Genomic DNA, 24,898 nt, shown 5'->3' with positions numbered 1-24,898 from the left:
ACTCGACGGTTTTCCGTGGCAACGAAGAAATCACGCTCTCCGACCGTGCGCTCGCGTTCATGGTCTCGGAGTTGGCGAAGTACGACTTTGCTCGCACCGACGTCGACGCGAAGGGAGCTGCCTACCAGGAGATCGTAGGCACGAACCTGCGTGGTGACCGCGGCCAGTACTTCACCCCCCGTGGCGCTATCAAGCTCGTCGTGTCCATGCTCGACCCAAAGCCCAATGAGCGCGTGCTCGATCCGGCGTGTGGCACCGGAGGCTTCCTCACCGCCACGCTCGCGCATCTCGCGCATAGGCTCCAGGAGGAAAACGGTATCCAGCCGGTGCCGAGTCGACGCAGGAGTTTCTCTCCATTCAGGAGCGGCTCGCCGACTTCGTGAAGAAGAACCTTTTTGGCGCCGACTTCGACCCGTTCCTCGTGCGTGCCACGATGATGAGTCTGAGCATGGCTGCCAACGAGCCTGGCAATGTCTTCTACATGGATTCATTGGCCTTTCCTCACGGGCGCCTTGCGGGCCTCGAGCCAGCGAAAGCGGCGATTCCGCTGGGAAGCATTGATGTCGTAATGACCAACCCTCCGTTTGGGTCGGAGATCCCAATTACGGACTCCCAACTACTTCGCGACTATGAGTTGGCCCGCAGGCCCGGTAAGGCGGAAGACGATTTCGCTTGGGGTGACGGGTATCAGAAAACCGTCGCCCCAGAAGTGCTCTTCATTCAGCGAGCTGTCGATTGGCTGAAGCCAGGCGGCCGGATGGGAATCGTCCTTCCGGACGGCATTCTCGGCAATCCAGGAGACGAGTACATCCGCCGGTGGATTTTGCGCCATACGTGGGTGCTCGCCAGCATTGATCTGCCAGTAGAGGTCTTCATAGTCGAAGCGAACGTCAACATCCTGACGTCGCTTCTTTTCCTGAAGAAAAAGCCTCAAAGCGTGATCCAGGCCGAGGACCTTGGGCAGCGCGAGGACTACCCGGTTTTCATGGCCGTCGCCGAGAAGGTCGGATTCGATCGACGAGGCAATACGCTCTATAAGCATAGCCCCGATGGAGAGGATATCCTCGAAGACGTCGAAGAGGTCGAGCGAATTCGCATGAACGGCCACTTCGTCGAGCGGCGACTGCGTCGCAAAATGAAGGTCCTCGACGATGACCTTCCGCTAATCGCGGATGAATACCGTGAGTTCCGTGCCAAGAACAAAGAGCCAGGCACGTGATCACACGCATTGAAGCAACACGGTATCGCTGCTTTGAAAAGCTTGACGTCGAGCTGGGAGAATACCGCGTGCTTGTGGGCGCCAACGGCTCGGGCAAGACCACGTTGCTCGACGTGCCCGTGCTCCTCGGTGACTTGCTCCGTGAGCGCACCATCAGCGCGGCGTTCACCGAGCAGCGCGATGGCAGAGCGCCGCGCGCGACCGCTCTTCGTGAGCTGATCTTCCAGGGTCAGGGCGATTACTTCATCCTCGCAGTGGAAGCCGCGCTTCCCGAGCGGGTCACAAGCGCTCTCCTAGAGAGCATGTCCGAGAAGGTCCGCGTCAGGAAAGACCAGTGGCCCACTCATATCCGATACGAGCTTCGCCTCCAGGTTTTCAATGAGACCGAGCTGCAGGTACAAAACGAGTACCTGTTCGTCTTCCCCGAGCCACACGCACCGACCCGAACAACGGCCGACACTAGCGCACCTCGCATGCATGGTGAGTTGAGCCCGAACCGGAACTGGAAGTTCATCCTCACGCGCGAGTACGGCGGCGAGGCCGAATACACCCCCGAGACGGTGCGTCGCCCTCGTTCGACGAAGTCGATGGTGGCGCCATCACAGCTTGCGTTCCCGCGCGCCCAGTTCGAGAGTCAGAACGACTTCCCGGCCGCGCGCTGGTTCTTTGATCTGCTCGTCGAAGACACAGTGTTCTTCGATCCTGACTGGAATACGCTGCGGGTTGCGAGCCCTCCGGGCCTGTCGAAGACGCAGGTGCTTGGCTCCGGGAAGAACGCGCCGTGGCTGGCACTCGAGCTTCAAAGGACAGACGCCGATCGCTTCGCGCTGTGGAAGAGCCACGTTCACCTCGCACTGCCTCAGGTCTCTGACGTGAGCGTGCATGAGCGTGAGGACGATCATCACGCCTATTTTCGCGTCCGCTACGGCGACCGTTACGACGTGCCGTCATCAGGCCTTTCAGACGGCACATTGCGCATTCTGGTACTCACGCTCCTCGCGTACATCGCTAAGCCGCCCCAATTTCTCGTCACCGAGGAGCCTGAGAACGGGATTCACCCAAAAGCGATCGAGGCGGTTATTCAAGGGCTCGCGTCGATCTACGACAGCCAAGTCATCGTCTCGTCGCACTCGCCTGTGGTGCTCGCTCGCAGCAAACTCTCACAGATCCTGGCCGCGCGTATTCGTAACGACGGCGCCTCCGAGGTCATCCCCGGTCCTCAGCACCCGAACCTCGTGGACTGGAAGGGTGAGGTAAGCCTCTCCACGCTGTTTGCCGTGGGAGTTCTGGGATGAGTCGCCAACTCATCATCCTCACAGCCGACGGCACGATGGCCGCTGTCATGCGCGCGTTCTTCGAGCGGCAATTCCATCATGCGCTCGCGTGCGCACCGTTCCAATTCGACCCTACGAACGACATTGTGCACGACCCACTTAACACCGACGGTGGCGTACACCTGTACTGCCAGGAGATCCTGCGCCGGTACCTCAAAACACACCGGCGCGCCCTCGTCGTGCTTGACCAGCAGTTCGGCGCCGAGCGTTCGGCAGAGAAGGTGCGCGGCGACATTGAACATCGGCTCAACGCCAACGGCTGGGACGGTCGCTGCGCTGCCGTCGTCATCGACCCGGAGCTCGAGGTGCTGCTCTGGCAGGACAATCCGCACGTCGAGCGTGCGCTCCGGCATACGGGGCCGTCGCTTCGGCAGCTCCTTGCCCAAGATGGGCGATGGCCGTCGGGTGCGGCGAAGCCTCTCGAACCGAAGGAAGTCATCCAGGCGCTCATTCGCGCCAACCGTGCTGGGCCACCGATGGTTGTCTACAGCCAGATCGCGCGCGCGGTCGCGACGGCCGGCTGCGTTGACCCGGCCTTCTATCGCGTTCGAGACATGCTCCGCGCTTGGTTTCCTGCGGAGGCCACATGAAGACGAAGGCGGTTCCGAGCGGCTGGCTGGAGCGCGACGGGCGTCGTCTTGACTGCGGGCCTTACATGTCCGGCGCGCTCGAAGCTAAGGTGTTGCTCGATCGGCTGAAAGTTCGCAAAGACGCCCTGCAAGCCGTGACGTCTAACGGCATCGCGGGAATCTTCAACGGTCCCCGTTTCGCACGCTCATACGTCGACGATCGCGCCCTGGGCGTTCCGTTCCTGGGCAGCACTGACATTCTTGACGCCGATCTGACGAGCCTGCCACTGCTGTCCCGGAAGCAGGTTGCCGCGAACCCCCGCCTCGTCGTGCACGCTGATTGGACACTAATCACGTGCTCCGGAACGATCGGGCGGACGGCTTACGCACGATCTGACATGGAAGGGATGGCCGGTTCCCAGCACTTCATGCGCGTGGTACCCGACCCCGAGAAGATTTCTCCTGGGTACCTGTACGCGTACCTGAGCAGCAAGTTTGGCGTGCCGCTCGTCGTAGGCGGAACTTACGGGGCGATCATCCAACATATCGAGCCGGAGCATATCGCGAACCTCCCCGTTCCACGTGTCGGCAAGCTGATTGAGACTGAAGTGCATGAACTCATTTCCGAAGCCGCCAAGCTGCGAGATGAGGCCGCAACGTCGAAACAGAAAGCTCTAGCTCGCGTTCATGAACTCCTCATGTGGCGGACAGCTCCGGCGACGAACATCACGCAGGCCGCTGCCTCCGCCCTTCAACGCCGACTTGACGCATTTCACCATACGCCGCGGGTCGTCGAAGCCAGAGAGTCGCTAGCTCGGCTCGGGGCTGAGAGACTTAGAAACAAGGTTGACTCGGTTTTTGAACCGAACCGAGGCCCGCGATTGAAGGTTGAGGATCGCGCCTTCGGCGTACCGTTCCTCTCGTCGTCCGAAGTCTTCCGACTCGACCCCGTCGGGGAGTACTCGATTTCAACACGACGAACCCCCCACCTCGACAGGCTTCTGGTGTCAGAGCGGGACCTTCTTCTTCCACGCAGCGGTCAGCTAGGCGGAATTATCGGTCGCGCTGTACTGCCGCTCCCAACATACTACGGGCACGCAGCATCTGAGCACCTGGTACGAGTCCGGTGCACTTCGAAGGAGGATGCGTTCTTCCTCTGGTCGGTGTTTGCGTCCGAGCCGGGCTACCTGGCAACGATCGGAACGGCATTCGGGTCTTCTATCCCGAGCCTCGACTGCGAGCTGCTCGCCGACCTCCAGGTGCCTTGGTTCGATGATGAAGAGCGTAGCCAACTCTCCGAGCTGGTTGGATCTGCCGTTCATGCAAATACGCGCGCCATCCACGCCGAGCGCAACGCCGTGCGCATTGTCGAATACGCCATCGAGAATGAGGCGAGCTAGTGGCCACGGTGATCCCCATCGGCGAGCCGGTGAACGAGGCTGAACGCCGAGCCATTGCGTATCTACAGGATCACCTGCCAGCGAAGTACCTTATCCTGCACAACTTCGAGGTGCCCCGCGACGGTGAGACGTTCGAGGTCGACATCGCCATCATCGCGCCGCACGCCATGTACCTCGTCGACGTAAAAGGTACGCGCGGGCTTATCGATGTCTACGGGCCTAAGTGGTATCCGGAGGGCCGGCAGCCGTTTAGCTCGCCGCTCGCCAAGCTCCGTGGGCACGCGCGCGCCATCAAGGGCGTCATCACAGGCAGTCAGCCCGGTCGCCGTGACCTCGAGTACATCTATGTCGACGCGGTCGTCTTACTTTCGGCTGCCGATGCGACGCTCGTGGACCAGGGAGGGCGCGACGCGCCGAACGTCACGACGCTGAAGAAGGCGGCGGCGTTCTTTCAGAATACCATGCGCATTCCCGCTGGCAGGTCGAAGAACATTGGCGCTCACCACAACATCGTGCTGAAGGCGATCCAGGGCGTGGCCAAGCCGCGCTCGGGGCCGCTGCGTTTTGGAAGCTGGCAGGTGACCGAGAAGCTTGGAGGCACCGACAGCTACGTCGAGTACCGCGCATTCAACGCCTACGTCGGGCAGAAGGCGAGCGCGCTCATTCGCGGATATCAGGCGGACCCGTACAGGCCGCCGGACGAACGGCAGAAGCAGAGACTTCTCATCTCGAACGCGTATCGCGCTCTGAGTTCGATGCCTGGACACCCCAGCATCGTCGGTGTGCGTGACTTCTTCCCAAGCGAAGCCGAGGACAAGTACTTCCTCGTAACTGAGGACATGCCTGGACAGGCACTGCGGGTCCACATTGAGAAGCCAACTCTGGCGCTCACGCTCGATCAGAAGATGAGGATCGCCGGCGACATCCTGAACGCGCTCGAACATCTCCAGGCGCATAAAGTCGTCCACCGCAACATCTCGCCGTCGAACATCCTCGTCGGCACCGATGGGCGAATCCGCCTCACCGGCTTTGACTTCGCTCGGCCCGGCACCGATCATAGCCGAACCATCGCGCACGAGATCGTCGACGACCTCGAGCCGAAGTACATGGCGCCAGAGATTCACGGCGAGCCGGGGGCAGCCTCGCCTTTCTCCGACATCTTCAGCGTCGGTCTTGTGCTCTATGAGCTCTTCGTGGGCGAGCCTCCCTTCAAGACCGCGACGGAACTCTTCGAGCAGAAATCCGTGTTTACCGTGAAGCCCAGCGAGCTACGCCCCGAGCTCCCTAAGGCTTTTGACGATTGGCTCCAGAAGCTCTGCACGTTCGAGCCCAACAAACGGCCGGCCCCTACATCCGCCCTGAGCGAGCTTGGGACACTGCTCAACCCGAGCGCCGCGCCCGCGTCGGTGGAAGGCGCCCCTACGCCGCCACAGGAACCCGCCGCGGCCCAACTCGACTACTCGAACCTGCTGGCGCAGACCCAACTCACGCCGAAGTACGTCATAGAGAAGCGTCTCGGGAAACCGGGGGCTTTCGGCGTCGCGTACAAGGTCATCGACACGCTGGGTGACGTCTCGCGCGCAATGAAACTCGTGCTGCGCGACCGTGTCTCGACCGTTGACCGGCTAAAAAAAGAGTACAAGACGCTCCTTCAGATCCCCGACCACCCGAACGTCGTGAAGGTGATCGACGCCGACTTCATTCCCGGTGGTCCGCCCTTCATCGTCTTCGAGTTCATCGACGGCTTTGATGTCGGAGAGATGATCGAGAACAGCGCGCTCACCCCCGAGGACGCGCTGGAGCTCGGGCGGCACGTGGCGTGCGGCCTGGAACACCTACACGAGCACGGCGTGTTCCACTGCGACATCAAGCCCCGCAACCTGCTGTGGACTGGGCGCGGGACGAAGATCATCGACTTCAACGTTTCCGTAGCCTCCAAGGACGAGGATCGCCGTGGCGGCGGCTCGCGTCGTTACCTCCCTCCTGACCTTGAACTCGATACAATCCCGTCGGCGAGCGACTTCGCGGACCGCGACCTTTACGCGCTTGGCCTCACTCTCTACGAGGCTGTTACCGGACAGTACCCGTGGGACGTTCAAGTGCCGCCGCCCGCTACGCCCGCGCGCGACCCGCGTGAGTTCTCAAACCTCAGCGATCTCGCGCCCGAGCTCGTGGACGTGATACTGAAGACCATCGCGCCTAAGCGAGCCGACCGCTTCGCGACCGCCCGGTATCTGCGTAGCGCCCTTGCTAACATACCCGCCGCGCGGCGCGCACCACAGCCTGTCATGCCATCATGGGCGCCCTCAAGCAATGGCGCCGATATTGGATCGGGCGGGACGATTCCCCCGAATACCAACCCGTACGTCCGCCACCTGCTCACGGCCTACAGCCAGAGCAAGCACAGCAACGCGGGCACCCGCGGCCTCGATGCTATCAGCGAGCTGACCTACGTCGAGACCGCGCTCGATCGTGACCTCATACCGTCGGTACTCTCAGGCGAGTTCTCGCTCGTCATCATCTCGGGCAACGCTGGCGACGGAAAGACGGCCTTCCTCCAAAAGCTCGAGCGCCGCGCAGAGGACGAACGCGCCATCGTCGACCATTCATTGCCGAACGGCGCACGCTTCGAGCTGCGCGGGCGCTCGTTTCTCTCGAACTACGACGGCAGCCAGGACGAAGGCGATCAGACGAACGACGATGTCCTGCGTGATTTCCTCGCTCCGTTCAAAGGCGACGACTCGACCGATTGGCACAGGTCGAAGGAGACGCGCCTCATCGCCATCAACGAGGGCCGTCTCGTCGATTTTCTTGAGGCGAACCACACTGACTTCGCAGCACTGGCCAGTTTCGTGAAAGAGGGGCTTAGCACGGGCGAGCCTGCCGAAGGCGTCGCCGTCGTTAACCTCAACCTGCGTAGCGTCGTCACCAACGCGCAGGACTTCAACGGGTCGATCCTGGAGCGGCTTGTACGCCGTATGACGGATGAGAAGTTCTGGGAGCCATGCCACGGCTGCGATCTAAAGGACCGTTGCTACGCATTCCATAATGCGCAGACGATCCAGGACGAGACGGCCGGCCCGCATGTCATCGAGCGTCTCAAGAACATCTATTCGGTCACCCATATGCGCGGGCGCCTTCACATCACTCTGCGCGACCTGCGCTCGGCGCTCGCCTACACACTCGTCGGCACGCGCGACTGCGACAACATTCACGAACTTTACCGCACCGGGCAGCGCAACGAGATCGTGCAGGGATACTACTTCAACAGCTGGAGAGGCGGCGACGCGCCGAACGCGGACCGCCTCCTCACGATGCTTTCCGAGATTGACGTCGCCGATGTCGACGATCCGCGCCTCGATCGCGCGCTCGATTTCGTCTCGCCCACGGTGGACCGGGCGCTCTTTCGCTTCGAGCGGCGCGGCAACTACGACCGCGACATCCTCCGCAGCCTCTACGACGAGCTTCCACGTGACGTTTCCGGGCGGGCGAGCACCGACCGAGCGAAGGCTCACCGGCGCTACATCGCGATGGCACGACGACGCGCGTTCTTCGAGCGCCGCGACACGGGCTGGCGTTCCATGCTGCCGTACAATAAGGCGGATGAGCTGCTCTCAGTCGTGCGCGGCGACAGCAAGCCGGAGAGCTTGCTCGAATCGCTGCTCGTTGCCATAAATCGCGGCGAGGGGCTCACGCGGCCAGAACGCATCGGTAATGACGTCGCGCTCGAGGTGCGGCGAGTCGAAGGCGGCAGCGTTCGCTCGTATCGGCTCTACCCTCGCGAGCGCTTCTCGCTGGCCCTTGCAGACCAAGCTTCGCGCTCTCGCTTCGTCGAGCATATGCCCACGGGCCTCGTGCTTCGCTACGAGGACAAGGCCGGGCTCGTTGCCGAACTCCTCGTCTCGCTCGACGTCTACGAGATGCTCCAACGCCTGAACGAGGGCTACCGGCCAAGCGTCGAAGAGGAGCAGGGCCACTACCTGAGCCTTGCCGTCTTCAAGAACCAGCTCGGATCTGCGCCCTACCAAGAGGTGCTCCTCAGCACTTCTGGCCATGACTTCTATCGCGTCGCGCGGCATGCCGACGGTCGCCTCGAAATGACGCGCGCTCTGGGAGGGGCGCTCTGATGTCCTTGTCCAAGCGCGATCGAGAGTTCCGGCTGCCCAAGATCAGCTACTTCGATTTCAAGCACCTCGAGATGGACCGCGTGCTCACCGCGTTTTTCGCACGGCTAGCGCACAACGGCTTCCCGAGCCGCCTGCGGCGCAAGGTGGAACTGTCCGTTGAAAGCTTCGTCGAGGAGTTCATGGAGCACCCGGAGTGGTTTACCGGGTTCCAGGCGCACCCTGATATCCTCGCACGCTGGGTAGAGACGCACCTACTCGACGTCGTGAATCGAGGAAAGGCGGCTCAGGCGGTGGCGGCCCCGAGGCCGTTGCATGGCTTCACATACCGCTTCCGCAACCCGAAGCACTCGCGTGACTACGGCGCAGCTCAGCACCTCTACGAAACGCTATCCGGCGCGCGGAATGGCGCCGGACAGAAGGCGATTGAACACCTTAACCACTTCTTTTTTCAGGGCCATGATAAGGTCACCGGAAGGGCCGATGCCTCGACCGTCCTCGACGTCGAGACCCAGGCGCTTCTACGGCTGGTCGATCAGGTCGAAGATGCCCCCGACACTAGGTCCGGCCGCGAGAGCTTCCCGCCGCTGTGTTTAGGCGCTGCGGACCTGCTCGCCGAGGACACTCAGCGCCTGCTGTTCTACCAGCGCTTTATTCCGCGCTCGGTGATGGTCGAGTATCTAAAGGTGCTCATCGCCTTCCATCTCGGGCTTTATCACCTGCGGCTCCTGAAGCTTTTGCCTGCGTTGGTGCATCGCAAAGGCGCAGATCCGACATGCGCGACAGGCGCATGCCCGATGAACCCAAAGAGCGCCGAAAACCCATTCGGCGACTGCCCTTATCGCTTGGGCATGCTCGTCGACGTCGCGGCCCAGCCTGGCACGCGAATGGCGGCGCTCGCGCAGCGCAGCGCGGACACGCACTACCGGCGCATCCCGACCTTCGTGCGCGCCTATTTCGCGACGAAGAAGCTCGACGAGTTCGCGACCGACCTTGTTCGTCGTGGCAAGCTCCCGAAGCCGTCGGCTGGCGAGTTCTCGGTGGGAGAGGTTCTGCAGTTCCTCGATGCTCCGCTAAACGCCGAGCGCGAGAAGTTCTTTGGTCAACGCATCTCGAGTCTTGTGGAGGACACGTCGGGCGTAAAAGACGCTGAGCTCGATCCAGAGCTGAAGGCGGTCACGGAGATGGGGCTGTCAGAATTCGACGCTTACATCGAGATGATCGTCGCGCTTCGCGGCCGATTCCATCGTCAGTACATAGTCGAGTGCCTCGACTCCCTGCTACTCAAGAACCGGCCCGGTGCGGCCCTCGCGCAGGGGAGAACGAAGAACGCGCCTCGCCGCTTCGTGCTGGATAGCCGACTTTTAGAGGTACTACTTCAGATCGCCGTCCTGAAGCCGGGCGGCACTGCCGGGTTCCACACGGGTGAGCTGCGAATTGACGATCTGCTGGTGTTCTTGCGCGAGCGCTATGGCATTTTCATCGATCAGCTACCGCGTGGTGACGGCTTCGTGACGACGAGCATCGACGACCGCCACGCACTTCGTGACAACATCCGCGCTTTCACCGGGCGACTCCGCGAAGTGGGGTTCTACCGCGACCTCTCCGATGCTTACGTCACGCAAACCATCAAACCGAGGTATCGCATCGCCGCCGATGAGACGGCTGCGGGAGGTCAGCCTTGAGCGCGGGATTCCAAGAGCTGTCTCCGATGCAGCTCACGGTCGAGCTGGAAAACGTCGCCGTGCCAGTGCTCGTGGAGCAGCTTCGCTCACGCGTGGCCGGTCACTGCATGCGCATTGGTCACCTTGACGTCGACTTGATGATCCGTCTCTGCGCCCGCCTTCGCGCAGAGCTGCCTAGCACCACGGTTGTCGTGCTCACTAATGGCACGCTGTCTATTCCGGCCGAGTTTGCGGTAACCAGTACCAAGCTCGTCGAGCTCCGGAACCCGCGAGCCGACGGCACACAGCGTCAGCCACTCCTCGTGTTCGTCCCGAGTGAGGTTCGCGCTTCGGCTGAGGATTCCTTCGGCATCGCCACGTTCGAGGAGGTCTCGACTATCGGACTCTACGAGAAACTCATTCAGCAACTCGTCGGTGAGATTCCACCGGCTCTGCGCGGAGCAGTTCAAGAGTCGCTGCGTCAACTGCTTGACTCCGAGGGCCGGTGGACCTTCGCGGATGGGCTCTCGATAACGCGGTTCCTGCTGACGGCGAAGGTGAACGGCAACGACGCCGAGGCCATCGGAGCCTCGCTTTACGAGATAGGGCTCGTGCCCGACTTCGAGTGGTTAGCGCAGCCGGAGAAGGCGCCACAACGCCTATTTCGCAACCGTGAGTGCGTCGAGAAGCTCACCTGGTCCCCGCGGTCTGAGCGAGGCCGTGTCGGGGAGCTGCGTCTCGCCAAACGCGCCGTGCGCAACAGCCTCGGCAACTTCCTGGCAGAGGCGGGCACCGACGACCCGCGCCAATGGGCGCGCCGCATCGTCGTCGACAGATCGCTCTGGCCGCTTGCCTTCAACAAGTGGGAGTTTGAGGACGGCGGCGTTCAGCCAGACATGGTCTTCATAGGCCACGTGCGGACAGACCTTCCGGTCGTCGACGACGATGAGACCACAGAACCCCTTGCGCATCTCATCGGACAGCGCATTCTGCCGGTCAGCAGCCTCAAGAAGTTCAACGTCACCTTCCAGGTACAACCGCACCCGACGAAGGTGCACGGCCTCGCCAAGTTCGTAGCTCAGGTCATCTCCAAAGAACACGGTCCGATAGGCCTCGCGCGTAGCAAGACCGGATGGAAGTCCGCGACTGACAGGGCGACCATCTCCTTCTTGGCGCTGAACAAGATCGAGTGGGAAGAAGGCTGGCACTTCATTCGCGTGCTCGCGCAAACGGAAAGCGGAGACCTCATCCCTCTCGTCGATTCGAACGGCCAAACCGTGACGTGGAGCTCGGACACTCAAGCGGCACTGCCTGGCGCGAACGAGAGCGACGTGTTCTATGTCCTGCCGGACGCCGAGGTCGAGATCGAGCCGGCGCAGCGAGCGATGCCGCGTGAGCTGAGCGCGCAGCACGCACTCTTGAGTGCACAGTTCGCCGCCATCCTCGATAACCGGGACCCGGCAAGCGTCATCTTCGGGAGTACCGCATGGTTAGAAAAGACGAAGGAGCATGTAACGGGTACGCAGATGCTCGAGGTCAAGCTCGGGCGCGACGGCTCGCTGCAAGTCCCGGTCTCGCGCGCACTCAAGAGCATTGAGCAGAAGATCCTAGCCGCGCCGGACGGCCCGGTCAGTTGGCGCATTCCGTTGAACCTCGGTGTGCTGGGGCCGAGTACCGGCGAGGTTAACGGCTGGCCGAATGGGGCGTCAGGGGAGCATTTTCTCGGGGCTCGTTCTCGCTACTTCGAGGCCGTGCGATGCGGCCCTTCAGAGCTTGTCACGCAGGGTATCGACGCCGCTGCTCACGCCGACCTTGCTCGCGACTACGCTGAGGCGTACCTCGAGTTGCTCGCCGACCTCATGCGCCGCGCTGAGGCTACCGCGAAGAGTGACTCGCAGCGCGCCTTCTCTGACCTGCGTAAGGTTCTCGCGCTCGACTCGGTGCTCATTGCCGTCGTCGATTACCGTGGCCGCCGCCGCGACGCGGTGCTTGTCGCTCCGACCCACCCGCTCCGGGCGCTCTGGTTCGCCACGTGGGCAAAGCTCGGTGGGTGCTGGGTGGCCGCGGCGAGAACCGCGCCGCGCGAATACGTGGTCCCGACGCGCGAGGCCCTCCTGCGACTCATGTCGCCGACGAGCTTCCCGCCCGTTATTCCCACAGAGGCCGGGCACGTTCTGACCGCCGTCGACAGCATCAATCCGTTTTGGACGCTGTTCGCGCCGTCGAACGAGGAGGACCCGCGCGGGCTCGTTGGCGAGGTGTGCAGCGCGTTCGGCCTACCGGAACCGGCTATTGGCGGCGCGCTCATCGACGGCGTCTATCTTGCCTCGCGCGTTTGCCGCTACTTGGTTCAGCACCCCTACGTTAGGACGCTTACCATCAACGCTTTCAATGCTGGCCGCGCGGGCGTCCTCGGTGACATGCTGATCGAGTTGCAGAAGGAGCCGGGGTTCGCCGACCTACGCTACGACATCCGGCTTTTTGTGCCCGATCCGGATGGACCTGGCATCGGCGAAGAAATCACTGCGCTGCTGACGAGCGACGGCGGAGCCGCCGCGCGTGAAGCGGACGCGTTCTCCATACCGGCGGAGACTCACCTCCATCCGAAGCTGCGCCTCGCGGTACGCGCCACCAAGGATTTTCGTACCAGCCCCGAGATGCACGCGGCCCACCTATCGCTGCTCTTTGACGTGTTCCCGGCCGAGGAAGTGGCCGCGCGCAAAGCCGACCCGCGCCATGCGACGGCCTTCGTGCACGGTCTCGTGCAGGAATTCTCGACCGAATATCATGAGGACGAGCTGACCGTTGAGTGGCGGCGCCTGCCTCGCCACGGCGTGGCGCAACCGATTGAGGCTGCCGAGGAGTTCTCCGATCTGCTCGGCAGCCTCGCGGCCGCGATGTCGAGTGCCACTGCCACCATCGCCACTGGCCAGAGCGGCGTCAATCTGCGGCCTGTGGTCAGCCTCGTGCTCGGCCCCGACGATCGCGCTCTCCTGCATCAAGTCCACGAGGTTAGCGACTGGGTGCTCACCCTCGACCGAAATCTCGGTATCGAGTTCTTCGACCACGGCGGGCACGCGACGCGCCCCGATTACCTCATCGACCACTCCCCCGAGATGGCGAGCACGCTGGGCCACCGGCTTGTGATCACCTCTCGCTCGGTTGCTGAGCTCGAAGCGCTGCTGCGCCCGGTGCTCGAGCAGTACGGGCTCCCGGCCGAGGGGCGCCACGCCGTGGCACTACTCGATCAGCTCCGGTCCCTTTCGGGACGCCTAGCGCTAAAGCTCGTCTCGTCGCCGACACAACGTGCAGAAGCTCTCGGCCTAGCGCTTTCACGTCTCTACTTGGAACATCAGGGTGTCTTCGAGAACCAAGTCGTCGTCCCGCTCGATGCACACCTCGAGCTCTATCGAGTGCTGAAGGCACACGCCAACGAGCTGGGCGACGAGCTCAGCTTCAGGCGAACGGACCTTGGGCTCTTCGACCTCGACCTCACCCGGCGGAAAGTCACCTGCCGCCTTGTCGAGGTGAAGTGCTACTCGGGTGTTGGCGATCTCGCACAATACAACGCGCTCAAGGCGAGCATCGCTGAGCAGATCGCCCAGAGCGAGAAGATGGTCGCGCACCACTTCGACCCGCAGCGCACGCGACAGGATCGCCCGGACCGAGCGTTCAAGACGCGTGAACTTGCGCTGCTCCTCGAGTTTTACCTGGAGCGCGCGGAACGCTACGGCGCCATTAGCCATGAAGCTGCGGACGAGGCTCGCTACTTCGTCCACACACTCGACGACGGATACCAGCTCGCTTTCACACGCAGCGCGCTCATTTTCGACTTCGCCAAGCCGGGCACCGAGCCGCCCGAGAGCGACGGCGGCATCGAATACCACCGCATCGGCGTCAACCTGATTCGCCAGCTCGTCAACGCTGCCGCGCCAAGCACCGAGACGTCGGCGAGCATTAGCTCCAGTTCGGGGAGCGGAGGTCCGAGCGATGACCCGCGCCCGCGAGGCGTCGCAGAAATTCGCCGCCGCCGCGAGCGTGCCCCCTCCGTGCCGACGCTCGACACTGCTGCCTTCCTCGGATTGCCGCGCGGCCGCTCAGTGTCTTGGGAGGAGCTGCGCGGCCGCCAGCCCGGCGTCCCGCCGCCCTTGCCCACCTCTCCGCGGGAGGCGGTGCCCACGCCCGCCGTGGAGCCCCTAGCGCGCCCGAATGCTCCGGTGGCCCCGCCGGAGTTTGCTTCAGCCGCCAGTGTGGCGCCCGTGTCGGCACGTCGCGAGCTGCCGGCATCAGAGGAACCGCGGGCCGCCCCTAGCGTCGAGGCGCAGATAGCGCCTGCCGTTCCCTACGACATTATGCTCGGCGTTACAGGCGACTCTCCCCAATACGGACTCCTCGGTGACGTCTCTGGCCGCCGCGTCGCAATCGACCTTAATCAAACGCACACTATCAGCCTCTTCGGTGTACAGGGCGGCGGCAAGAGCTACACCCTCGGGACCATCGCCGAGATGGCCTCGCTGCCTATCCCGAATATCAACGTGCTGCCGCGGCCGCTCGCGACAGTCATTTTCCACTATAGCCCTACGATGGACTACCCACCTGAGTTCACGTCGATGGTCGCGCCGAACAGCGAGGCCGACCAAGTGAAGGCGTTGAAGGAGACCTTCGGCGCCGAGCCCTCCTCACTCACTGACGTCCTTCTCCTAGCTCCGGCCGACAAGCTAGAGGAGCGCAAGAAGGAATACCCGGGAATCGAGGTGCGCCCGCTGAAGTTCGGCGCAGCCGAACTGCAGACGAGCCACTGGTGCTTTCTCATGGGCGCCGTCGGCAACCAGGCGACCTACATCCGTCAGCTCAAGCGCTTGATGAAGTCGCTACGCGAGGAACTCACACTTGAGAGACTGCACCAGGGAATCGAAGCCTCGTCGCTGCCCGAACACCTGAAGCACATGGCGAAGATGCGGCTCGAACTCGCGAGCGAGTACATCGACGACTCGGTTCGCCTGAGGGACGAGATCCGCCCAGGCCGCCTCATCATCGTCGACCTCCGCGACGAGTTCATCGAAAAGGACGAAGCGCTCGGCCTCTTCGTTGTGCTCCTTCAGCTCTTCGCCGACGCGAAGTATCGCGACGAGAACGGGATCGAGCGCTCGTTCAACAAACTCGTCGTGTTCGACGAGGCACACAAGTACATCGAGAGCCCCGACCTCGTCGCTGGCTTAATCGAAGTCGTTCGCGAGATGCGTCATAAGGGGACAAGCATCATGGTCGCCAGTCAGGATCCGCCGTCGGTACCTGTCTCGCTCATCGAGCTCTCGAGCCAGTTCATCCTTCACAAATTCAACTCGCCAGCATGGCTTAAGCACCTCCAGAAGGCCAACGCTGCCCTCGGCTCGCTGACGCCCGAGAAGATGTCAAATCTCCGCCCAGGAGAGGCATTCATTTGGTCAAGTAAGGCGACCGACGAGACCTTCTCCCGAGGAGTTGTAAAAGTTCGTTGTAGACCACGAGCCACGCAGCACGGGGGTGGAACGAAGACTGCGGTCTCAACTCCATAGATTGAAGAGAGCGGTTATCTGCCGCGATTATGTAAATTCCCCGCGATCAAGCTCGCTTTTTATTTTGGAGGAGTCAGAAAGTAGATCGGCGTGAGCGTCAGACGCTGTCGAGCTACATCGTCCAGGCGGTCATAGTGATCGATCCAAAGGTCCACGAGTCGCTCTGCATCAATCAGCGTTATGCGCCGAGTTTCCTGAGAGCGTGCATAGCTTTCCGCATCTTTCGTGAAACCTGCAAGGCAAACGAACAGCCCGATATCGCTTCCATTGATGGTCGCGAGGAAGGATCGTAGACCGTCAGTATCAACTTTGGATTGCCACCGCTTGACCTGAACTTTAATTCTTGGTCCTTGGGCGCCAAGAGGATCTGTGTATGCGATAATGTCGACGCCACCGTCCTTGCCTGGTGGAGATATCCAAGAGACGTGATACTCCATCCCTTCAAGCAGATCGGCAACAATCTCTTGAAATTCAAAGGGGTCCGAAGTCTTAAGGTAAGCCTCAATTTGTGCCCAGGCTTGTTCTTCGGCTTCCTCGAATGTCACATTTAACGTTTCGGCCGCCTCTCCGATCTCCGATTCTACCGTACCTGCATCTACCTCGCCGATCAGAGCGTCTCGGCGCGCCTTCCATATGGAATAAAGTCGGCAGGCCTCTCTGTAAAACGCTTCTGAATTCTCGAATTCAGCGAATGCCGTTCGGCCTACCTCAGTGACCTCCCAGTGGCCCTTTGATTTCGCGAGCCAACCTGCTTTGACACAATCCACGGTCGCAAATCTAACGATTTTCTCAAAGCGGCGATCGCCTGAGGTGTAGGTCCCATTTTCATAATCCGTGAGCGATACCGAATCGGCAAGTTCGGCCAGCGCTTCGCGGGCTCTCAGCCCGCCCGGGTGTGCCAATAATAGTTCGAACAACTTCCGAAGCAGTTCGCCCGTTCGCCTTCGCGTGATCTCAGCCATATGCTGACGCATGCCCCAGATTTTTGTACCGCTGACCCAGATCTCATAACAGCAATAGCACCGGCTGTAACGTTGAGGACCTTTGAGTGCGGGGCCTTTCACAACTGTTGGACAGGGAAGACATCTTTCAACTGGTCGAGACCGAGGTACCCTCAACGCCCTGCCTCCTGAAGGGGCTTCCGTCAAAGCGCGGCCGAGGCCCTGCGCACCGTCCCGGAAAGGGTTTTGACCAGAGCCCGGTGGGAGTTGACGATCTCCGCCGGTTCTATGCCGAGCCGATCGCCGTAGCTGGCGCTCATGGCTTCGATTACGCTCATCACATCATCATCCAGCAGCTCCTCTTTTGTCGGGAGCGTCAGGCGGTAGGCGAGCTCAGCGATGGGCTTCAGATAGTGAATAATCCGCGCTCACTGACGCACCTGATGTGGGCAGATTCCGACGCCCTGACTGTGGCAATCCCCGGCACCTCGATTCTTCGTCACACGAATCCCCACGCCCGGTAGCGCCCCCGGCCCGTCACTTCCCGGATGCCGAGTTCGGCGACAAGGCCGAGCGCGGCACGTTGGCTGACCTTGAGTTCGGCCGCGATCAATCCCGCCGAGACCACCGGCCGCGCCAGCACCAGATCGATCAGCGCCGGCAGGCTCGAGTTTTTTCGCCTCTTCCTCAGCCGGCGTTCCATCTGGCTTTTAGCCAGCGCCAGCCGGTCGAGTTCCTTCAGCCCGGCCGCAGCGGCCTCTGAAAACGCGTCGAGGACCGCCACCAGCCGGGTGGTCCGGTCGCGCGCCCGCCGCCGTTCCCGCGGAACGATGCGCAATCCGGCATTGAGGCAAAAAAGATGCGAAGCGACCTTGCCGCGCTCCCTGAGCAGCGCGGCCACCAGCAGCGGACCGAGCCAATGCTGGTGCTGCAGCGGCTCGATGTCCTGCCACGCCTCCCAGGCGATCGCCGCTTGCATCACGGCCGGCATGTTTTCGCCGCGGAGCCGGTCGACGACGGCGAGCCAGTCGGTCAGCCGCTGGTCCTCGTCCCAGTCGAGGTCGCGGATCAGCGGCCCGAGACTGTTCGGCAAGGCCTCCCGCGCTGTCGCTCCCTGCACTGCCGTGTCGACATCTTCGCCGTCCGCGGCGCGCAGCGCGAACTTTTCGCCCGCCAGGAGCCGGCTGGAGCGGGCCAGCACGGCGTCGATCTCCGCCAGTTCTTCGGCAAGAGCATCCTCCTGGTCGGTGTCTTCGGAAAGGCTTTCGTCGGCGTCGTCGCCTGCCCCACCGGCCGCCGTAGCGGCATCGGATCGGGAGCCAGCCCGCCCCGCGCTCGATCCTTCGCGACCCTGCCCTTCGCGGCCGCGCAACGCCAAAACGCCAACGCGAGAAAGCGCCCAGTCCGGTTTGTGGCCAAAGATACGGCGGCGGGCGCGCAACACGGCGTGGGCGCGGGTGAGCTCGTGGGTCGGAGTGCGGATGTCCATGTGGGCGTCGTGCAGGACGAGGTCTTCGACATGGACGAGCTCGCCGTCGAGCCACAGCGCCGACGCTGCGTCGGCAAAATGCTGACGCTGGATAAAACCGTCGCGGACCGGGCTTTTGTGCACGCGCTCGTCGAGGCGGGCCAAAAGGTCTTCGGCGCGGGCGAGCGGCCCGATCAGGGTCTTTAGAGGCAGATCGGCGAATTCATAAGCCATTGATTCCTTTGTATCCGATTCGCGCAACGGAATCTATCTGGGCATTAACTTCCGTCACAGGCGATGATCCTGGCGGAAAAGTTCACTATCGATAATGACCCCATATCGGGACTGTACAGCACGACGCCCTAGGACGCTCAGCAGGCCGAAAAACGTTGATTTACCGGCTCATCGAGGCGGTACGAGCGATGTAAAGGGCCACAAGAGACGTTTACAAACGATCGTTTGTTGATATCTTCGGTGTTTGTACAACATCCCCTTCCCGATGCTGAGAGACGCCGCAAATGGCCCGTGAAGCGCAAAATCGACGCTCCGGTCGACCACAGGGCCGGCAAATCGGCTACGCGCGCGTGTCGACGGACGAACAAGCGACGGAAGCGCAGGAAATTGAGCTGCGATCGGCCGGCTGCGACGTCATCGTTCAGGAACATGGATCCGGCGCGTCGAGAGCCCGCCCTGCCCTATTGCGGTTGATCGGCGATATCGGCGTCGGCGATGTCCTGGTCGTTGTGCGTCTCGATCGCCTTGCGCGCTCGGTCAGCCATCTTCTTCAGGTCATCGAGGATCTGACTGACAAAGGCGCGCACTTCCGTTCTCTCCGAGATCCGATCGACACGTCGACGCCACAGGGCATGTTTTCGCTGCAGGTGCTCGGCGCCGTCGCCCAGCTCGAGCGTGCGCTGATTTCGGAGCGGACCAAGGCCGGCATCATCGCTGCGCGATCGAAGGGGCGGCTGCCGGGCAATCCTGGCATCCGGGAGCGCAAGCCTGAAGCCCTGGCGAAGATGACCGCGGCGCAAAGGGCAGCCTATGGCCGACGGATACAATCGACGATGAACCAGTGGCTTCCGACGGTCCGCCGGATGCGACCAGACCACAACTGGGATGATATCGCTCGGGTCCTGAAGCAGCGCGGCCTCGACTGGACGCCTGAACGACTGCGGCGGGTAGTGAAGTGGCTCGTCACCGAGCGCCTGGCCGATCCCACCTTGCTAAAACGGGCGTCTCCGCAGCTTCCCGAAGATCGCCTGATGACCCTCGTGGCAGGGATTTCGCAGTCCAACCCAGACCTGTCGCTACGCGACATCGCTGGCCAGCTCGAGCGCCTGCATGAGCGTACCCCACGAGGAAGCGCAAAATGGTCGGCCTCATCAGTCAAGAACCTGCTCGATCGAGCCCGCCGGCTTGGTCTCGTCGCCGAACTTCCCGCGAGCTGACCGAGATACAGGGACGTCGTCCTCGCTTTAGAACGGTCCTCAGTTTACGGTCCGTGGCTGACACTCACCGTCCCAAAGCCGCTTGTACGCCGCCCAGGCATCAGCTGGAACCGCGCTGTCAGCCCGCGCCAGCCACGCCGCACGATCGGATTCGGCAAGTGAGTTCCACCACACTATTCCGGCGGCTTCATCGGGCGTCGGTTCCCGGTCGTGTTCCTTTTTCATGCCCTCGATGCTCTCATAAGATGCGCTTCCCGACAAGCGATGCAGCCACCGTCCATGTTCCATAGTTCGGATCGAAACCCGCCCGGCGGATCATGATCCGCGCCCCGGCTTGTCGAGGCTGCGGCGCAACGCATCACTGATTTCCAGTCGTGATTCGGTGCGCACAATCTTGCCCGCGGTCTCCAGATCGACGGCAGCGGCTTCAGCTCCGGTCCCGGTTCCGGTCGTCTTCGACGCGTCAAGCTTGGCCCGCAACAAGGCCATCACCATCGGCCAGACCGAGAACTTTCCGGCCTTTGCCCGGTCCGTCAGGCTGCGCAAATAGCCGCCGGCGCTGTTGATCTGGTCCTGCCGCTGGTAAATCGCGGCAATGGTAATCGCCGCCTGCTGCTCACCCATTGCCGTTCGCGCTTCCTCCCAGGCGCTCGGGCTGATGCCCATGGCCGGCCGGGCAATCTCGGCCGCGGCCAGAAATTCACGCCAGTTGCGGATTCCGCCGCCGCCCTTCACCAGCCAAAGCATGTTCGGGCAGCCATCCAGCACAATTCCTAACGGCAGCTCGCGCTTTGGCAGGCTCCGTACGTTGTCGGTGTCCGCGACGTTGCCGTCCGCTTCATCTTTATTTCCTAAGCCAATTTCAGATTCAAATTTAGAGTCTGGTTTTGAATTCTGTATGTGGCGTCCATTTCGGGACTCATTGGCGTCCACTTTCTGTGTTTTTACAAATGATTCCAATGCTTCACGCACTTCAGCCCAAAGGCCCTCCAGCTCCTTGGCAATCGCCTCAAAGGCCTGTCTGGGTGCGGTGCGTGGTATCTGGCCGACAATCGCCTGGTAGGCCTGCTGGACCCTGCCCCAGTTCGCCGGCACGCCTTCCTCAATGCCAGCGTCGATCATCTTGACGATGTCACGCCGGCATATGGTTAGCCGTTCCTTAACGACCTGGTAGGCCTTCTTCTCAGCTCGGACGACTTCCGCCAGCTCCTTGAACTCCGCTGCGCGCGCCACGATCGGCGAGATGTCGAAGCCGTAGGCTTGCTCGATCTCGCCCCCCTGCCCTTTCCGGGCGAAGCGCTTGCCGTTGGGGCTGTCCCGACGGATGATCAATCCGCACTCGACCAAGACGGCCAGGTGCCGCCGTAAAGTCGTTGGCGGCATTCCGTTGGCGCGGCGGATCAGCTGCTCGTTTGATGGCCAGACGATCAGCTCGCTGTCGCCAGAAAGCGCCGTGTCCGGATGGAACGACAACAGCGCGTCGAGAATGGCCAGAGCGCGATCAGTGGCGCCCAGAGCGATCCTGGCGTCTTTGATATCTTGGAAGACATGCCATTTGTGGACGGTCGCGTCCTTCGGCACTGCCCTTGCAGTGACTTGGCTTGAGATCATGCCAAGCGTCATCGGCCGCCGCCCAAAGGGCGTCGTTGAAAAATGCGTTTCCATTGTCTTCACCTGTGTTCAGGCAAAAGAAATCCGCTCGCCAAAACGGCGCTGGGCTTGATCAGCCCTTGACGGCGATTCCCGGAAATGCGATTCTCTCAGCTGCGACACTACAGAGAAGGGCTTCCGGAATTCGTTTCGGTGGCCTTTTTCTTTTGCGGTTTCGTACTTTTCTTACATCTGCTCCGTCTTCTGGAACTCTTGATAGAAGCGTTCTAGGTGTTCCGAGAGATACGCCCCAAACCGAGACGCGTCCTTGGCCTTGAGTGCCAAAGTAAAGCCCTTCCCGGTATCCTTTGTTGCGACTTTCACGGCATTACCCGCAAGTGACCAAGACCTTTCCGCAGGCTTGGCTACCGCGGTTTTTTTGCTCTTCGCCTTCTTCTTCAGGTCGTCGAGCAAAACTGCGAAGCGCTGGTCCGTATCGACACTCGCAAACTCGTCGCTTCGAATTAGATTTGACGCCTGGGCCGATTTGCCAGGCAATTGGAGAAGTTTCTTGAGCTCCTCCCAGCGATCCCTCCCAACGCCTCTCGCGGAGCCCAATGCATCCAGAACATGTTCGGGAACGTGCTCCGCAACTGCCAGCATTCGGGACAGGAGCGTATCGTCGATTGTAAGCGCGCTTTTGACCGTCTCCTTGTCAATTCCGGAGCCGGTCAGTTTACGTGCAAACAGGGCCTTTTCGATGAAAGTGAGGTCGGAGCGGGCCGTGTTTTCCTGCCCCTGTGCGATCACATGTGCGATGTCCTCGATCGGCTTGACGACGGCCTTCACAGCGATGCCGAGCTGACGGGCAGCGCGAGCACGGCGATGGCCGTAAACAATGACAAAGCGGCCAGAAACATCTGGGTGAGGCCGAACGAGGATAGGCGAGGACTGACCAGCCTGCTCAATAGCCGAGACTAAGGCGGAAAAATCCTCGTCGTTGCTGGCAATCCGATCAGCGAAAGGGGAGGCCTCAAGGAGGTCCGGATCAAGGGATACGATCATCTCGCCCTCGAGGACGCGCATAGAGTTTTCCGCCATCTCATCGAGAGACTGCATCATCGAGCGCGTTGCGCCACGACGGGCATATTCGGCCCTGCTCTCCGATGAATTGCTCGGCTTCCGATCGCCCACGGTCGCCCCGATGTTGGCCAAGAGGTGCTTTCTAGCCATTTGCACCCTCCATTCTCGTATTTACTGCGCTGATTTCGCGAAGTTTTTTGCGGTTCTGCACGGCTGTCAAGAAAGCGGTCACTTCCGCCCCCATGCTTTGTGTATCAGCGAGACAATCTCGCTATTGACTGCGTTGAGGGACTCCATCGCACGGTCATACGTTGAACGCGTGAACTGGCTGCGCTCAACCTCATAAAGGGTCTGCTTGGTAATACCGGCATCGGATATGGCGGTGGACTTAACCATCTGATTGGTGAGCATCCGCTTGTTGAACATCGCCTGCATGAAACCAACCATCTGTGCCTGCGGCCCGTCCGTCGGCTCGTATCTCGTCACCAGATAGCGGAACCACTTCAGCCGGACTTTCGCCCCGACCCCCTTTATCGACTGCAAGATCCCGCCAAGCATCAGCAGGAACTGGCTCATCGACATGATGTCGAGCATCTGCGGATGGACCGTGATAAGAACAGATGTGGAGGCTGTCAGCGCGGTGAGCGTGAGATAGCCCAGCTGAGGAGGGCAATCGATCACAACCACGTCATATCGATCGTCGACCTCTTTAAGGGCCTGCGTAATGCGGGTGAAGAACATCCGCCCTTCAGGGGAATTTTTGTTCGAAGCCGCTAGTGGTGTCTCGTACTCGTATTCCTGGAGTTCGAGGTTTGCCGGGACGATGTCGAGCCCCGGAAAATTCGTCGGTTGAATTACGTCCGTGATCGACCTGCGTTGATCATCGTACCTGAGCGCCTCGAAAAGCGACGGATTCTTGTCAAGTTCGGGCTGCATCCCATGAAGAGCAGTGAGTGAAGCCTGTGGGTCGAGGTCAATCGCAAGGACACGATGGCCGGTGAGAGCGAGGTACTGTGCAAGATGGGCCGTGGTGGTTGTCTTTCCACTCCCACCTTTGAAATTCACAACGGAGATAACTTGAAGGCCTTCGCCGCCGCGCCGGTGAGGCACATAGCGCTTGAAATCAGTTCTGCCGTGTTTGTCGAGGAAGGCGCGCAACTCCATCATCTGCGCCGCCGTGTACGAGCGGCGGCCGGACTGGGATACGAGCGGCTCCGGCCCCTTTCCCTCAAGATGTAGTTTCTTGATATGGTTTTGCGTCACGCCAAGAAAATCGGCAACCTCGGCCGAGGAAAACAGCCGAAGGCCTTTCTCAGCATCCGGCGGATACTGCTCCAGGCGCAGCATGTTGAGCTTGTCGGAGATGAGTTCGCCCTGCTGGAGAATCTCCTCGTCAAAGTCTATGTCGAGGTCGAAAGTCTGCACCACGTTCAATTTCACCGCCCCACCTGGGAATAACGCTTTTCCGGGTCCATATGGCAGGAAAGCGTGATTACTATGTGCGATTCGACGGTAGCCGCAAGGCCTTTTTGGTTAATGAGAAGTTAACATGTTGCGGGACCATTCACAGTCAGACTGATTTTTCAATAGTTATCCGTAAGTTAGGTCGATTCCCGCTGTTCGCGACCGTGGGCATGAAATGCAGATTTGCACCTCTTCATCAGCACTTTAGTCCCTGCCTGCCCTCGCGTTTCCATAGCTAGACCATCGATTCGGCAGAATCACCGGCTGCAGATCTGCACGTAGGCACACGCCCGACGAGATGTTTTGTCTCCGCATGACCTGTTCATGCGGAGATCATGATGCGGATACTGACCGTCTCGCCCGACCAATACGAACGCCATCCAAGTTTGCTGAAACAGATGTACCGTCTCCGCGCAGCGGTGTTCGGCGGTCGTCTTGAATGGGACATCTCTGTCACCGAGGGGGAGGAACGCGATCAGTACGATGATCTGAAACCGACTTGCGTTCTGGCGATTACCGAGAGGGAGCTGGTCGCCGGTTGCGTCCGTCTTCTTCCAGCTTGTGGGCCGACGATGCTCGAGCACACCTTTCCCCAACTGCTCGAAAAAGGTTCACACGCCAAACATCCCGCGATGGTCGAGAGTTCGCGCTTCTGCGTCGACACTTCCCATGCCGCAGACAGGGAAGGGGGTTTCGTTCATCGCGCGACGCTCACGATGTTCGCCGGCATCATCGAATGGTCGATGGCGAACGGCTACAGCGAGATTGTCACAGCGACCGATCTTCGCTTTGAGCGCATCCTGAAACTTGTCGGCTGGCCGATGCGGCGGCTCGGCGATCCTGTTGCGATCGGCAACACCATCGCCATTGCTGGTAGCCTGCCGGCCGATCGCGTCAGCTTCGAGCAGGTCTGCCCTCCGGGCTACCGTTCGATCCGTCAGATCGACAGCGCACCCGTCAGGAGCGCCGCGTGACCCAACTGCGCTCCCACACGCGTCTCGTCCGCAAACTTCAGGACGCCCTCGGCGACCAACTC

Annotated in this window: 16 protein-coding genes; 10 read left to right on the top strand and 6 right to left on the bottom strand. The window is 61.3% G+C overall.

Features of this window, described 5'->3' with window-relative positions:
• The 8 genes from EOA78_RS37780 to EOA78_RS27160 all read left to right on the top strand — a co-directional run.
• Positions 1 to 383, top strand: a 383-nt coding sequence (locus tag EOA78_RS37780) for an N-6 DNA methylase (RefSeq protein WP_206533511.1), incomplete at its 5' end; no start/stop codon positions are given.
• Complete coding sequence (locus tag EOA78_RS27190) at positions 380 to 1,219, top strand: N-6 DNA methylase (protein ID WP_206533510.1); 840 nt, start codon at positions 380 to 382, stop codon at positions 1,217 to 1,219. The genes EOA78_RS37780 and EOA78_RS27190, both read left to right, overlap by 4 nt.
• The gene (locus tag EOA78_RS27185) at positions 1,216 to 2,514 is read left to right on the top strand and encodes an ATP-binding protein (RefSeq protein WP_127317920.1); all 1,299 of its coding nucleotides are present in this window, start codon (positions 1,216 to 1,218) and stop codon (positions 2,512 to 2,514) included. The genes EOA78_RS27190 and EOA78_RS27185 overlap by 4 nt, the downstream gene beginning before the upstream one ends.
• The gene (locus EOA78_RS27180) at positions 2,511 to 3,143 is read left to right on the top strand and encodes a hypothetical protein (protein ID WP_127317918.1); all 633 of its coding nucleotides are present in this window, start codon (positions 2,511 to 2,513) and stop codon (positions 3,141 to 3,143) included. The genes EOA78_RS27185 and EOA78_RS27180 overlap by 4 nt, the downstream gene beginning before the upstream one ends.
• The gene (locus EOA78_RS27175; RefSeq protein WP_127317916.1) at positions 3,140 to 4,522 is read left to right on the top strand and encodes a restriction endonuclease subunit S; all 1,383 of its coding nucleotides are present in this window, start codon (positions 3,140 to 3,142) and stop codon (positions 4,520 to 4,522) included. Before EOA78_RS27180 ends, EOA78_RS27175 begins: the two co-directional genes overlap by 4 nt.
• Positions 4,522 to 8,649 (top strand): protein kinase, encoded by a 4,128-nt coding sequence (locus EOA78_RS27170; RefSeq protein WP_127317914.1) that lies wholly within the window; start codon positions 4,522 to 4,524, stop codon positions 8,647 to 8,649. Before EOA78_RS27175 ends, EOA78_RS27170 begins: the two co-directional genes overlap by 1 nt.
• A complete protein-coding gene (locus tag EOA78_RS27165; RefSeq protein ID WP_127317912.1) occupies positions 8,649 to 10,331 on the top strand; it encodes a hypothetical protein in 1,683 nt (560 codons plus the stop codon). Before EOA78_RS27170 ends, EOA78_RS27165 begins: the two co-directional genes overlap by 1 nt.
• On the top strand, positions 10,328 to 15,865 hold the full coding sequence (locus tag EOA78_RS27160) for an ATP-binding protein (RefSeq protein WP_127317910.1): 5,538 nt from the start codon (positions 10,328 to 10,330) through the stop codon (positions 15,863 to 15,865). Before EOA78_RS27165 ends, EOA78_RS27160 begins: the two co-directional genes overlap by 4 nt.
• 59 nt (positions 15,866 to 15,924) lie before the next feature.
• Here the strand turns inward: EOA78_RS27160 and EOA78_RS27155 are convergent, their stop codons facing one another.
• From EOA78_RS27155 to EOA78_RS27150, 3 genes are all read right to left on the bottom strand, one after another.
• Positions 15,925 to 16,827, bottom strand: coding sequence for a restriction endonuclease (locus EOA78_RS27155; protein WP_127317908.1), 903 nt, complete (start codon positions 16,825 to 16,827; stop codon positions 15,925 to 15,927).
• Positions 16,828 to 17,009: 182 nt separating this feature from the next.
• Positions 17,010 to 17,144, bottom strand: coding sequence for a hypothetical protein (locus tag EOA78_RS37775; protein WP_281034074.1), 135 nt, complete (start codon positions 17,142 to 17,144; stop codon positions 17,010 to 17,012).
• Positions 17,145 to 17,305: 161 nt separating this feature from the next.
• Positions 17,306 to 18,508 (bottom strand): RHE_PE00001 family protein, encoded by a 1,203-nt coding sequence (locus EOA78_RS27150; RefSeq protein ID WP_127317906.1) that lies wholly within the window; start codon positions 18,506 to 18,508, stop codon positions 17,306 to 17,308.
• 284 nt (positions 18,509 to 18,792) lie between these two features.
• Between EOA78_RS27150 and EOA78_RS27145 the strand changes: the two genes are divergently transcribed.
• On the top strand, positions 18,793 to 19,725 hold the full coding sequence (locus EOA78_RS27145; protein ID WP_127317904.1) for a recombinase family protein: 933 nt from the start codon (positions 18,793 to 18,795) through the stop codon (positions 19,723 to 19,725).
• A 315-nt stretch (positions 19,726 to 20,040) separates the two neighbouring features.
• Here EOA78_RS27145 and repC read toward each other — a convergent pair whose 3' ends face one another.
• From repC to repA, 3 genes are all read right to left on the bottom strand, one after another.
• On the bottom strand, positions 20,041 to 21,390 hold the full coding sequence (gene repC / locus EOA78_RS27140) for a plasmid replication protein RepC (protein WP_127317902.1): 1,350 nt from the start codon (positions 21,388 to 21,390) through the stop codon (positions 20,041 to 20,043).
• Positions 21,391 to 21,561: 171 nt separating this feature from the next.
• Entirely contained in the window at positions 21,562 to 22,548 is a 987-nt protein-coding gene (repB, locus tag EOA78_RS27135; RefSeq protein WP_127317900.1) for a plasmid partitioning protein RepB, read from the bottom strand.
• Between the two features lie 78 nt (positions 22,549 to 22,626).
• Positions 22,627 to 23,838 (bottom strand): plasmid partitioning protein RepA, encoded by a 1,212-nt coding sequence (repA, locus tag EOA78_RS27130; protein WP_206533509.1) that lies wholly within the window; start codon positions 23,836 to 23,838, stop codon positions 22,627 to 22,629.
• A gap of 362 nt (positions 23,839 to 24,200) precedes the next feature.
• On the opposite strand from repA, the gene EOA78_RS27125 reads away from it, so the two are divergent.
• Positions 24,201 to 24,836: an acyl-homoserine-lactone synthase gene (locus EOA78_RS27125; protein ID WP_127317896.1), complete on the top strand. Its 636-nt coding sequence runs from the start codon at positions 24,201 to 24,203 to the stop codon at positions 24,834 to 24,836.
• The last annotated feature ends 62 nt before the right edge of the window (positions 24,837 to 24,898 follow it).

Source organism: Mesorhizobium sp. M5C.F.Cr.IN.023.01.1.1 (genome assembly GCF_003997585.1).
In the GTDB taxonomy this organism is placed as follows: domain Bacteria; phylum Pseudomonadota; class Alphaproteobacteria; order Rhizobiales; family Rhizobiaceae; genus Mesorhizobium; species Mesorhizobium wenxiniae.
The sequence above is the reverse complement of the archived record's forward strand: the minus strand, read 5'-3'. Positions and strand labels throughout refer to the sequence as shown.